This is a genomic window from Nocardia otitidiscaviarum NBRC 14405 (genome assembly GCF_000308635.1).
In the GTDB taxonomy this organism is placed as follows: Bacteria; Actinomycetota; Actinomycetes; order Mycobacteriales; family Mycobacteriaceae; genus Nocardia; species Nocardia otitidiscaviarum.
The window spans coordinates 1-13,079 of the sequence record NZ_BAGD01000066.1 but is presented as its reverse complement, the minus strand read 5'-3'; the positions used below and the strand labels follow the sequence as shown (position 1 = coordinate 13,079).

Here is a 13,079-nt window from a genome sequence, read left to right as displayed (position 1 = left end):
GACGGAGTGGACTGACCCGGGGGTGACGGTGTTGGTGGGGTCACTGCGGGTGCATATGACCGGATCGGAATGGTTCGCCGCCGCCCCGGGCGGATTGAACCGGTACTTCACGGATCTGTACCGGGCGCTGAACGACCACCCGGATATCGCGGTCACCGCAACGGCTTTCGGAGACGCCCCGGCCGGTCCGGGGGCCGGGTCGTGGGGACCCACGGGCGGGTCCACCCTGCACCGCGCTCGTACGGCCTATCTGGACCGCGCGGAACTGCTACCCGGTACGGTGCTGGACCGGCACTTCTGCCTCTACGGCCCGTCCACGCGCGGGCGCAATCCGCTGGTGGTGCACTTCCACGGGCCCTGGGCGGCGGAAAGCCGGATGGCCGGCGAGAGCGACCGGGCGGTTCGCGCCAAATACCTGGTGGAACGGCTGCGCTACCTCGGGGCGGACCGATTCGTGGTGCTGTCCCAGCACTTTCGCCGACTGCTGGTCGCCGACTATCGCGTGCCCGCGGACAAGGTCCGGGTGATCCCGCCCGGGGTGGATCTCACCCGCTTCCCGGTGCCCACCCGCGACCGGTCGACCGGCACGGTGCTGTGCGTGCGGCGACTGGAACGGCGCATGGGGATCGACGTCCTGGTGCGGTGCTGGCCCGAGGTCAGCGCGGCGCACCCCGACGCTCGACTGGTCATCGTCGGAACCGGCACGGCCGAAGCGGAACTCCGGGAACTGGCGCGGACCCAGGACTCGATCCACTTCACCGGCACGGTCACCGATACCGAACTGACCGATCTGTACGCACGCGCGGACCTCACCGTGGTGCCGTCCCTGGCGCTGGAGGGTTTCGGTCTCATCGCGCTGGAATCACTGGCCGCCGGACGCGCCCCGATCGTGGCAGACTGTGGCGGACTGCCGGATTCGGTGCGGGACCTCGATCCCACCCTCATCGTGCCGCCCGGCGGCGGCGACGCCCTCGCCGCCCGCATCATCCGCGCCCTCTCCGGCGCACGGCCCGACCCGTCGCAGTGCCGGGCACACGCCGAAACGTTCTCCTGGTCGGCGGCCGCCCGCCGCCACCTGGACCTGTATCGGGAGCTGGTCACCGCATGAGAGCGGTATTCCTCGCGCACACCGCCGCCCCCTCCGGGGCGGAGCTCGCGACCCTGCGGCTGGTCTCGGCCTTGCCCGCCGGAACGGTCGCGGTGGTGTACACCGAGGACGGACCGATGCTGCACCACATGCGCGAGCGTGGCATCGAGACGCGGTCGGTCACCACCGATTTCGACTCCCGCGCCCTCACCATCGACAAGGCCGACACGCGAGCGCTGCTCACCGGCGCGCTGGGTCTGATCCGACTCGGCTGGCGGCTCGGCGACACCATGCGGGAACTGGGGGCCACCATCGTGGTCGCCGGGAGTACCAAGGCGCTGCTCATGGGTGCGGTGGCGGCCCGGCGCGCCCGCGTCCCGCTCGTCTGGCATGTGCACGACCGGGTTTCGGCCGATTACTTCGGCCGCCGGCTGGCACCGGCACTGCGAATGCTGGGCTGGCTGGTGGCGCGCGGGGTCATCGCCAACAGCCGGGGCACCCTCGCCTCGCTGTACACCTGGCGGCGACCGGCCGTCGTCGCCTATCCCGGTGTGGAATTCCGCCACGACCACGCCGAACCGGACCGCGAGGAGCAGCGCGATCCGGCGGAGACGGTGGTGGCCGTGGTCGGCCGCCTCGCCCCGTGGAAGGGCCAGGACGTCTTCCTGCGCGCTCTGGCCGACGTGCGCGTCCTGCCGCGCGAGGTCTTCCTGATCGGCGGCACATTCTTCGACGAGGAGCACTACCGCACCGAATTGGAGAATCTCGCCACCGCGTTGGATCTGCCGGTCACCTTCACCGGGCACGTGGACGATCCGGAACCCTATCTGCGCTGCGCGGATGTGCTGGTGCACTGCTCGGTGCTGCCCGAACCCTTCGGGCAGGTGGTGGTGGAGGGCATGCGGGCGGGCTGCGCCGTCGTCGCCAGTCGCCCCGGCGGCCCCGAGGAGATCATCGAGACCGGCCGCGACGGTCTGCTCGTGCCGGGCGGCGACCGCCATCAGCTGACCCGTGCCCTGGACACCCTGCTCGGGGATCGGGAACTGCGGGTGAAGCTCGCCGCCGCCGCCCGGTTGCGCGCCCGCGATTTCGATATCGACGAATCCGCGCGCACGGTCGAGCGGTTCCTCACCACCGTCACCGTCCGCCGCCGGAAGTGGTGGCGGCGTGGATGATTCCAACGATCCGCTACCCGGCGCGGACCCACCCACGCTGCCGCTGCGGCCGGTGCGCCGCCGGGCCGCCGGGCGAGCGCGCGAGCCCGATCGGATCTCCGACGCCGATCGGCTCTCACTGCGCCGCTTCGGGGTTCCGCTGCGCGCGCGGTACCGCCGCTTCGACACCGATCCCCCGCCACCGGAATCCCCGTACGCGGAGCGGGAACAGCGCAGCATCCCTCAGTGGGCGGGCCGGGCCGATCACTATCCGATCTCCTGGTCACCGCGCCGCGCCCCGGACGGCTCCTACGCGCACAGCGCCGAAACTTTCGCACGCGGTGCTGAAAGCCTCCCGCACGGTACCGAAAACTCCGCACGCCGTGCCGAAAACGCCGAGCGCCGTGCCGAAAACGCGGGTCCGGGTGCCGATACCACTACGCGCGGTGCCGAAAACGCTGGGCGCACCCCCGAACACACCACGCACGGTACCGAGAACGCTGCCCACAGCAGCGCGGACGCCGGGCGCGGTGCCCACGCCGCCGCCCACCGCGACAGTGCCTCCCCGCCGCGTGCAGGCGTCGGCCGCCATCGCAGACGGGCCGCGCCCACACACGGGCTGGCCGGCGTGGTCCGCGATATCGTCCTGGTCACCTTCGGCAAGTACGGCCAGTACGCCATCACGGTCATCACCCTGCCGCTCATCGCGCGCATCCTCGGCCCGCACGGTGTCGGCCTGCTCGCCATCGGCATGAGTTCGTACTTCATCGGTTCGCTCGTGGTCGATCTCGGCGTCACCCAGTTCCTGGCCGCCCGCGTGCACGAGGCGGACAGCAGTCCGGGCGAGGTGAACCGGCTGCGCGGCACCTATGCCGCGCTGCGCGTCACCACGGTGAGCGTGATCGGCGCGGCACTGCTGGCGAGCCTGCTGGTGGGCGTGCCCCCGGCCCTGCACATGGTGCTGCTCGGACTGTTCACGGGCGGGTTCTGGTCGCTGTCGGAGGACTGGCTGCTCATCGGCCAGGGTCGCTTCGGATCCTCCACCATCTACCAGGGCGTCGGCCGGATCGGGTATCTGATCCTCTTGCTGGTGCTGCTCCCCCAGTTTCCGACCGCGTCGACGGCCATCGTCTGTCTGCTCGTCTCGTCCGTGCCCACGGTCGCGCTGACCTGGTGGGATTCGATGCGCCACTTCGGCCGCCCGGCGCGGCCGAGCGGGGTGCGCGCCGTGCTGCGCCTGGCCGCACCGGTGTTCACCTCCCGGCTGCTGGTCACCGGGTACGGACAGGGTTCGGCCGCCATCTACGGTGCGATCCTGTCCGCCGCCTCGCTGGGGCTCTACTCGGCGGGCGACCGGTTGGTCCGCGCCATCCAATCCACCCTGGACCCCATCGGTTTCGCCCTGCTGCCCCGGATGGCCCGGCGCACCGACCGCGAGGACTTCTGGCGCACCTCGATCCAGGCGCTCGCCGGCTGCGTCGCCATCGCCATCGTGGCGACGGTGACCGTCTGGGTGAGCGCCCCCTGGCTCATCCACCTGGTCTTCGGCCAGGAGTTCGCCGACGCGGTGCCGCTGCTGCGCTTCGAGGTGCTCATCCTGCCCGCCACCACGGTCACCTCCTATGTGACGACCGCGGTCCTGACGGTGCGCCAGGACACCACCGGTGTGCTGGTGGGCGCGATCGTCGGCACCTGCGTCGCGGTGGCGGCCATGGCGGTGGCGACCCGCACCCAGTCGGTGTGGACCCTGGTCTACGGAACCGTTTTCGCGGAAATCTCGGTCGCCGTGTGGTACATCATCCGCATGCGGTGGCTCATCGTCCGCGAACGGACGATGCGACGGGGGGCCGTCGGACCGGCCACCGTCCTGATGCGCAAGGGGGAGACCGCGTGAAGATCCTCTTCGTCGGCGACGACTGGGTGGGCAGCAACGCCCGATCGCTGGCCGACGGCTTCCGGCAGGCGGGTCACGAGGTGGTGGTGGTCGACACGACCGCGGTCACCCTGCCCGCCCGGCTGTCACCGCCCTGGGTGTACAGCAAGGCGGCGCGACGGCGCGCGCCGTGGACCGTGGACCGGCTGCACCGCGAGATCGACGCCGCCGCCGCGGAATTCGTACCGGACGTATTGTTCGCTTTCAAGGGTGTCCACCTCGACCAGCGGCGGTTGTTGACCACCTCGGCCGGTGTGCGGGTGCACTACAGCGCCGACGATGTATCCAATCCGTACAACACCACGCCGGAATACCTGGCACACGAATCGGAATGGGATCTCATCGTCACCACGAAAGCACACAATGTGGCCGAACTACGCGACCGCGGCGCGAAGAATGTGAAATTCGTTCGTAGCGCTTACGATCCGGCCTGGCACCATCCGTGCGCCCGACGCGGCGCCCGGGATTTCCTGGTCGGCTTCATCGGCGCGGTGCGCCCCGACCGCCGCGATCTGCTCGTCGATCTGGCACGCGAATACGGCCCCCGTATGCTGCTGCGCGGTCCGGACTGGCGACGGGTGCGACCGCTGTGGCGAACCGGCGCGGCGGTGGGCGGCCCGGTCTACGGTGAGCACTTCTCCGCGGCGGTGGCCGGGGTGACCGCGAACCTGGTGCTGCTCAATTCCGACAATCGTGATACCCACACCTGCCGCACCTTCGAAATTCCCGCTGCCGGAGGGCTTTTCGTCGGTCAACGCACCGACGAACACGCCGACCTGCTAGACGACGGCACGGAGTGCTTCCTCTACTCCGATCCGGCGGAACTGCGCGAGGTGCTGGCCCGCTGCGCCCGCCGCCCGGACGAGGCCGCCAAGGTCGCCGAGGCGGGCCATCGCCGCATCGTCGGCGGACGACACCGCTATGTGGACCGGGCTCGCGAGATCATCGATGCGCTCGCCGGATAATGGCCGAAAACGGCTGCGGAAAAAGGGTAACGGCGAACGGGTCCGCGCGGACATAGTGGTGATGGTGAAGGACGTTCGCTGATGGGGGCCGCACAGTCCGAGGTATTTCTCGTCGCCGGTGCGCTGGCGACGATTGTCGGCGCTGCCCTGTTCCTACCCGGTGTGGTACGGATATTTCTCATCGCGCAGGTGGCGCATTGGTCGCTGTCCTATGTCGCGCGACCGGTGGTGCTGCTGTGGACCCGGCCCATGCCGCACTACGGCGACAATGTGCCCGATCCCCGGCTGGCCGAATTCGGATACGACGACGGCATCGCGCTGGTCCTGGAGCCCGTCGTATTCGGACTCTGGTTCTATGCCGCGCTGGTGGTCGCCTATACCGTGTGGACGCGGTACCGCGGCGGCGAAACGGCCACGGCCACACCGCCGCTGATCGACAATCCGGTCTTCGTCCCCACCCTGGTGGTGCTCTACGTCCTGGGCACGCTGGGCCGCCTGGCGGCGGTCGCCACCGGCACCACCGGTAAGGCCGGTGAGCTGGAGAGCCCGAATCCGATCATCAACCTGATCACCATTCTCGCCACGCTCGGCGCGATCGGGCTGCTGGTCTACTTCCGCTCCGACAACTCGCGCACCGTCCTGTTGGTACTGGGCGCACTGTGTTTCGGCGAACTGCTCTGGACGGCCACCGTGCAGTCCAAGACCCCGATCATGGGCGCGGCCCTGGCCATCGCGGTCCGCTGCGCCATGACGGGTTGGACGCGCGCCAAGGTGATCGGCATACTCGCGCTCTCGGTGCTGGCGGTGATGGCCTTCGGCTGGTTGCAGTCGCTCAAGACCACCGCGGCGGCCAAGGCCGACGCGGAGCGCATCGACGCCAACTATCCGCCGATCGTGCGACCGTTCCTGAGCCTGCTCCGGCGTTTCGACCTGCTCGAGGCGGCCACCGACGCCTACTGGGCCGGGCCCGGATCCTGGCTCACGCCCGCAGAGGCGCTGCGGCACGCGTTCGAGAGTCTGATTCCGACGCAACTGCTGGGGCAGGAGAAGTTCCGGGCGGGCGCGGCCTGGGCCGAACAGGTGCGCGGCGCGTCGGTGGACATGTCGACGGTCTCGGTGTCGCTGGCCGAGGGCAATATCAACGAGGGCTATGTCCTCGGCGGCTACACCGGTGTGGCCGTGGGTGTTTCGTTCACCTTCATCCTGCTGCTGCTGTGGCGGCGGGCTCTCTACAGTCGGCACCTGGCCTTCGCCGTGCTGGGGCTGGCGCTCATCGAGGTACCGGTGCTGTTCGAGCGGGGCATTCTCGGCAGCATCGAGACACTCGGCAAATACCTCCAGGCGGTGGTGCTGACCTGGATGGTCTATCTGGTCGTCGGGGAATATCGCAGACGGGTGACGGAGCTGGCGGGCTACCCCGCGGCGCCGCCCGGGAAAAAGAGGACAGCGCAATGGGTTTGACCGACTACCTGCATCTGTTTCGGCGGCGCTGGCCGGTCATCGTGGCCGCGGTGGTGCTGTGCGTGGTCGCGGCGGCCGGGTACGCGCGCAGCCAGCCGACCACCTATTCGGCCTCGAGTTCGGTGTACGTCTCCATGGCCACCGGCACCTCGGTCAACGATTCGTATCAGGGCGGGCTCGCGGCGCAGCAGCGGGTGCGCTCCTATATCGACCTGGCCACCAGCGTCACCGTCGCACAGTACGTGAAAGATCAACTCGGCCTTCCCGATTCGGTGAACGATCTGCGCGGTCGAATCACCGCGGCGGCCCCGCCCGCCACCACCATCATCATCGTGTCGGTCACCGACGACACCGCCGACGGGGCGCGCATCCTGGCCGACGAGGTGGTCTCCCAACTCCGGGCGCTCATCTCCCGGCTGGAGTCCATCCAGGCCGACGCCGCGCCCGCGGCGCGGGCGGTGGTCATCGACAAGGCCCAGACGCCCACCCAGGCGAACGGGCCGCAGACCACCCGCATGCTGGCGCTCGGCGTGATCGCCGGACTGCTGCTGGGACTGGGCGGGGCGCTGGCCTGGGACCGCCTCGACAAGCGGCTGCGCACCTCCAACGATCTGGAAGCCATCCTGCCGGTGCCGATTCTGGGCATCATCGACGACGGGCGGCCCGGTGCGGCCGGGGAGACCCGCCGCCTGCGCACGCGCCTCACCGCCGACCCCGAACGCACCAGCGTGCTGTTCACCGCGCTGTCCCCACGCTCGGAACCGGAGGTGGCGCTCGGCCTGGCCCGCAGCCTCGCCGATACCGGCGCGCGGGTGGTGCTGGTGGACGCCGACACCAGCGGTCGCGGCTCCTCCCGCCGCATTCCGGTGGGCGCGGCCCCCGGTCTGGCGGAGCTGCTGCGCAACAGTTCGTCCACCGCCGAGGCGGTGGTGCTGTGGCCGGAGGTGGGGATCAGCGTGCTGCCGCTGGGCGTCGTCGATCTGCGCACCCCGGATCTGCTGGCCTCGGAGCGCTTCGCGGAGATCATGTCCAAGCTGCGCACCGAATACGACCACATCATCGTGGAGGCGGCCCCGGTCACCGCCGCCGCGGACGCCATCGCGCTGGCGCGGCGCTGCGACGCCACCGTCGGCGTGGTCGAACTCGGCCGCACCACCTCGGCGCAGGTGCGCGGCGCGCTGGCCACGTTCGGTGCGGACGATCCGCGACTGGCGGGCGTGGTGGTGTTCTCCCGGCCGGGCGGTGGTCTGCAACGGCTGCTGCGGCGGACGCCGACCCCGGGCAAAGCGGTGAGCCGATGACGGATGATCCGGTGCGGCGGCGTCACCTGCTCGCCGCCTCGCTCGGCGCGGCGGCCTTCCTGCCGCTGACGACGGCCTGCGCGTCGGGGGACGACGATCCGGGGACCGAATTCCGGTCCCCGCACGTCACCGATCAGCCCGCCGCCCGCAATGTCCGGGATTTCGGGGCGGTGGGCGACGGGAACGCCGATGACACCGCCGCGTTCGCCGCGGCGGCCGATGTCGGGGACCGACCGTTCGTGCTGTACATCCCGGCCGGGACCTACCGGGTGACCGCCTTCCCCCCGCTGCCCGACTACGCCACCGTGCTCGGCGACGGCGGCGACGCCACCACCATCGGCTACGAGGGTGACGGCACCCTCATCGCGCTGGAGCGCAAACAGCGGGTGCGGTTCTCGCGCTTGGGTTTCTACCTGTCCGGTCCCGAGGCCACGGCGGTGCGGCTGTCGGAGTGCTTCCGCTGCTCGTTCGACGGCGTGGTGCTGCGCGGCAACCATCTCTCCGACAACTACCCGCGCTATGTGGACCAGCGCGGGGTGGTGCTGGACCGCAATACCGGCGGCACCGCCTTCGTCAACTGCGATATCAACAATTTCGGCTACGGCATCGTCACCTCGTGCATCCAGAACTACGTGACCTCCTCCAAGCTCACCAACAACCGCGTCGGCGTCCTGGGCACCGGTGACAACCACAATGCCGGACTCGCCATCACCAACGTGGAGTTCGTCTCCGACTCCGATCCGCGCACCACCGACCGGCACATCTTCGTCGACGGCGCGGCCAACGACTGGTGGCTGACCAACGTGTGGTTCGAGGGGTCGGAGATCGCCCTGGCCATCGGTGTACCGGGCGGGGGTCCGGCGCAGTTCGGCATGGTGAACTGCAAGGTGGCCGCCCGTGCGGTCTGCCTCGATCTGGTGCACTGCCGACAGCCGTATCTGGCCAATGTGCAATTCGATCCGGATCTGCGCACGCCGCCGGTGGAGCTGCGCATCGACGGCGACGGCTGCCCGGAGGGCACCGCCGTCAACCTCATCTCGGGCAGCTACGAGGATGTGGATCCGCGCGCCTTCCCCGACGGCTGGCATGTGATCGGACGCGGGCGGATTCACGGGGCGCGCTTCTCCGGCACCATGGTCGCGCAGGCCGGGAAGCCCGACACCGACATCTTCCAGGCCCAGGACCGCGACGGCGGCATCGTCGCCGCCGTGCTGCCCAGTGGCGCGCTGCTGTCCGATCGCGCGGCGGGCGGGGTGGTGCTGCGCGACGAACAGGGCGGCTACTGGCGGCTGTCGGTGGACGCGACCGGTGCGGTCAAGACCTCGTCGCTGGGTCGACAGCGACCCACCACGTGAACGCCGCGACCACGGGGCTGCGTCTCGGCCCCATGCACCTGCTCGGCAGCACCCTGGTGCTGCGGCCGCCGCGCTTCGCGGATTTCGCGGCATGGCGGCACATCCGGTTGCGCGACCGGGATCTGATCGAACCGTTCTGGCACAGCTCCCCGCAGTCCTGGGAGCAGCGGCACAGTGCCGCCCACTGGGTGCGGGAGTGTCTGGAGGCCGCCACCCACGCCCGTGCCGGGCTCGCGGTGTCCACCGTCATAGAACTCGACGGCCGGTTCGCCGGACAGGTGGAGATCGGCGGTATCGACCGGCGGGCGCGCCACGGCGAGATGGGCATCTGGATCGACGCCAGGCAGGCGCGCCACGGTTTCGGCGGACTGGCGGCGTCGGTGCTGCTCGACTACGGCTTCGGCGTACTCGGTCTGGAGCGTGTCGTCGCGCCGATCTCGGTGGGCAACAAAGCCGCCGCGCACGGTGCCCGGCAGGTGGGCTATGTCTGCGAGGCGCGGCTGGCGGGGCTGTTCGACGTCGGCGGTGCTCGCACCGACCACGATCTCTGGGCGGTCACGGCCGACCGGATGCCCGCCGGTGGTTTCACCCGCACCTGGATCGAACACGTCGGTGCCCGCCAGGGCGACGCGTCGACGCGGGCGCGTCACCGGGAGGGGGCACCGACGCAGGTCGAGCCAACCGGTCTCGACGCGGCCGCCGTGACGACCGATCCCGGCGCGGTGGCCGAACCCACCGGTCCGAGCGCGGCCACCGTACTCGCGGTCTCGGCACGCTACCGCGCCGGGCAGCTGCGCCGGACCCTGCACCGGATACTGCCCGCCGCCCCGATCATCGTGCCGGTCCCCGGCTACGAGAGCGTCGTCCTGCGCACTCCCCGGGCCGCCGACGCCCGCGCGTGGCGGGCTGCCCACCCCGGTAACGAAAGCGCGTGGTATCGCGAATTCATCAGCAGCAGAACCGGTTTCCATGCATCGGCCGGCCTGCTGCTGATACTCGACGTCGGCGGCGAGTACGCCGGTGAGTGTCGGCTCTTCGATGTCGACCTGTTCGGACGCAACGCTCGGCTGCGGCTCCGGGCAGATCCCGCCCACGCCGACGACGGTGTCCGCGCGGCGGCCATCCGAGCGCTGGTGGACTTCGCCTTCACCCGCCTCGGCCTGTACCGGGTGTCCACGGAGATCCCTGTCGCGGACACCGAATCCGCCGCGGTCGCCGCGAACGCGGGACTGCTCGAGGAGGGCACCATGCGCGCTTTCACCGGACCCACCGGGGTCCGTGCCGACCACACCCTGTGGGCCAGCACTCAGAGGAGCCGGGGATGATGCGAAACTTCCAGCTCAGCAATGCGATCCAGCACCGCCTGCACGATCTCGTCCCGGGCGGGGCGCACACCTACGCGCGCGGCGCGGACCAGTACCCCGAGTTCATGACCCCGGTCCTGGTGCGCGGCAGCGGCTGCCGCGTCTGGGACTGCGACGGCAACGAATTCGTCGAGTACGGCATGGGACTGCGTTCGGTCACCCTCGGACACGGCTACCGTCCGGTGGTCGACGCCGTCACCCGCACCATCGCCGAGGGCGTCAACTTCTCCCGCCCGACCGAGCTGGAACTCCTTGCCGCCCAAGACTTCCTGGACCTGGTGCCGGGCGCGGACATGGTGAAGTTCGCCAAGAACGGTTCCGACGCCACCACCGCCGCGGTCCGCCTGGCGCGCGCGGCCACCGGGCGCGAGACGATCGCCATCAGCGACAGTCCCTTCTTCTCCGTGGACGACTGGTTCATCGGCACCACACCCATGAACGCCGGTATCCCGGAAGCGGATACGGTGCGCTTCCGCTACAACGACCTACCGTCGCTCGCGGCGGCGCTGGAGGCCCATCCGGTCGCCTGCGTATTCCTGGAAGCGGCCACCGCCCTGCACTCCCCCGCGCCCGGATTCCTGGAAGGCGTTCGCGCCCTGTGCGATCGGCACGGCGCGCTGCTGGTCTTCGACGAGATGATCACCGGCTTCCGCTGGTCCGCCAGCGGCGCGCAAGGCGTCTACGGCGTCACCCCCGACCTGTCGTGCTGGGGCAAGGCCATGGGCAACGGCTTCCCCATCTCCGCCCTGGCCGGGAAACGCGAGTACATGGAACTCGGCGGCCTGCGCACCGACGCCGAACGAGTCTTCCTGCTGTCCACCACGCACGGCCCGGAAACCGGCTCCCTCGCCGCCTTCCGCGCGGTGGTCCGCGCCTACGCCACCACCGACCCCATCGCCCGCATGGAGGCGGCGGGCCGCCGTCTCGCCGACGGCGTCAACGCCATCGCCGCCGAACTCGGTATCGCCGACCACCTCCAGGTGACCGGTCGGCCGTCCTGCCTGGTGTTCCTCACCAAGGACCCCGACGGCAACCCGTCCCAGCCCTACCGCACCCTGTTCCTCCAAGAACTGCTCGACCGCGGCGTCCTGGGCCAATCCTTCGTCACCTCGGCCGCCCACACCGACGCCGATATCGACCACACCATCGAGGCGTGCCGCGAGGCCGCCACGATCTATCGCAAGGCACTCGAGAACGGCAGCGTCGACGGCCTGCTGAACGGACGCCCGGTGGCACCGGCGATCCGCCGGTACGCCGAGCCCCGCCGCATCGCGACCAGGACGGAACCATGAACGCGCGCATCGCGATCGTGCACGAACGCTTCACCGAATACGGCGGCTCCGAGGCGGTGGTCGCGGAGTTCATGCGAACCTGGCCCGGAGCACCGGTATTCGCGCCCATCCTGGAGACAGGCTGCGTCCGCTCGGTCGCCGACGCGGCGGGCACCTCACCCGCCGCCGCGAATATCCGTGCCAGCGCCTGGCTTTCGCGGCTCTACACCGCGACGGGACGGCGCTCGCACGCACCGTTGCTCCCCCTGGTCCCGCGCGCCCTGCGCGGCCTGCCACTGCGCGCGGACTTCGACGCCGTCGTGGTGAGCCACCACGCCTTCGCCAGCTCGGCGGCACTCGCGACCTCCGCCCCCGTGATCGCATACGTGCACAGTCCGGCCCGCTGGGCCTGGGACAGCGCATTCCGAACCCGGGAGGCCGGGGGCTGGGCGGGCCAGCTGGCATTGACCGCCCTGGGCGGCCTGGCCCGGCGCGCGGAATTGCGTGCCGCACCCCGGATCTCCCATGTCGTCGCGAATTCCTCGGCCGTGGCACAGCGGGTGCGGGAATGGTGGGACCTGCCCGCGACCGTCGTGAATCCACCGGTGCGCGTGGACAGCTTCTCCCTGGACCCGACCGTCGAGCGCGAGGATTTCTTCCTCTTCGCCGGACGCCTGGTCCCCTACAAACGAGCCGATGTGGCGATTCGCGCGGCACAGCAGGCCGGTGTGCGTCTGGTGATCCTCGGTGACGGTCGGGCGCGACGACACCTGGAAAGCATCGCCGGACCCGAGACACTCTTTCTCGGCGCCGCCGACGACGCCGTCCTGCTGGATATGTACCGCCGCTGCCGCGCCCTCCTCATGCCCGGCGTAGAGGATTTCGGCATCGTCCCCGTGGAAGCCATGGCATGCGGGGCCCCCGTCATCGCGGTCGGAACCGGCGGCGCGGTGGACACAGTACTGCCGGATATCACAGGTGTACATATCGAATTCGGCCCCGACGACGAAGTTATTCAGTCGTTCGCTCGCGTCATGAAGGATTTCCCGAGCCAGAATTTCGACGGGGAACGAATCAGAAAGCACGCATTGGACTTTTCGCCCACCGTTTTCAGAGAGCGAATGTCGAACGTTGTCGACAACTGCTTACAGAACTTGACATAATATATTTCCCCTTCTGCCACAATAG

At 69.9% G+C, this 13,079-nt stretch carries 10 protein-coding genes; all 10 read left to right on the top strand.

Features of this window, described 5'->3' with window-relative positions; translation table 11 throughout:
* Positions 1-49: 49 nt before the first annotated feature.
* The 10 genes from ON31_RS12795 to ON31_RS12750 all read left to right on the top strand — a co-directional run bounded on the left by ON31_RS12795 (position 50) and on the right by ON31_RS12750 (position 13,054).
* Entirely contained in the window at positions 50-1,108 is a 1,059-nt protein-coding gene (locus ON31_RS12795) for a glycosyltransferase family 4 protein (RefSeq protein WP_172544868.1), read from the top strand.
* Positions 1,105-2,262, top strand: coding sequence for a glycosyltransferase family 4 protein (locus ON31_RS12790; RefSeq protein WP_039813278.1), 1,158 nt, complete (start codon positions 1,105-1,107; stop codon positions 2,260-2,262). Before ON31_RS12795 ends, ON31_RS12790 begins: the two co-directional genes overlap by 4 nt.
* A gap of 598 nt (positions 2,263-2,860) precedes the next feature.
* Positions 2,861-4,135: a lipopolysaccharide biosynthesis protein gene (locus tag ON31_RS12785; RefSeq protein ID WP_039813364.1), complete on the top strand. Its 1,275-nt coding sequence runs from the start codon at positions 2,861-2,863 to the stop codon at positions 4,133-4,135.
* On the top strand, positions 4,132-5,139 hold the full coding sequence (locus ON31_RS12780; RefSeq protein ID WP_039813275.1) for a CgeB family protein: 1,008 nt from the start codon (positions 4,132-4,134) through the stop codon (positions 5,137-5,139). Before ON31_RS12785 ends, ON31_RS12780 begins: the two co-directional genes overlap by 4 nt.
* Positions 5,140-5,220: 81 nt before the next feature.
* A complete protein-coding gene (locus ON31_RS12775; RefSeq protein WP_039813272.1) occupies positions 5,221-6,600 on the top strand; it encodes a hypothetical protein in 1,380 nt (459 codons plus the stop codon).
* Entirely contained in the window at positions 6,591-7,901 is a 1,311-nt protein-coding gene (locus ON31_RS12770; RefSeq protein ID WP_039813269.1) for a Wzz/FepE/Etk N-terminal domain-containing protein, read from the top strand. Before ON31_RS12775 ends, ON31_RS12770 begins: the two co-directional genes overlap by 10 nt.
* Positions 7,898-9,256 carry a glycosyl hydrolase family 28-related protein gene (locus tag ON31_RS12765; protein ID WP_039813266.1) on the top strand — a complete coding sequence of 453 codons (1,359 nt, stop codon included), beginning with the start codon at positions 7,898-7,900 and terminating at the stop codon, positions 9,254-9,256. Before ON31_RS12770 ends, ON31_RS12765 begins: the two co-directional genes overlap by 4 nt.
* On the top strand, positions 9,253-10,581 hold the full coding sequence (locus tag ON31_RS34610; RefSeq protein WP_051037167.1) for a GNAT family N-acetyltransferase: 1,329 nt from the start codon (positions 9,253-9,255) through the stop codon (positions 10,579-10,581). Before ON31_RS12765 ends, ON31_RS34610 begins: the two co-directional genes overlap by 4 nt.
* The gene (locus tag ON31_RS12755) at positions 10,581-11,912 is read left to right on the top strand and encodes a glutamate-1-semialdehyde 2,1-aminomutase (protein WP_081592413.1); all 1,332 of its coding nucleotides are present in this window, start codon (positions 10,581-10,583) and stop codon (positions 11,910-11,912) included. Before ON31_RS34610 ends, ON31_RS12755 begins: the two co-directional genes overlap by 1 nt.
* Entirely contained in the window at positions 11,909-13,054 is a 1,146-nt protein-coding gene (locus tag ON31_RS12750; protein ID WP_039813261.1) for a glycosyltransferase, read from the top strand. Before ON31_RS12755 ends, ON31_RS12750 begins: the two co-directional genes overlap by 4 nt.
* Positions 13,055-13,079 lie beyond the last annotated feature (25 nt).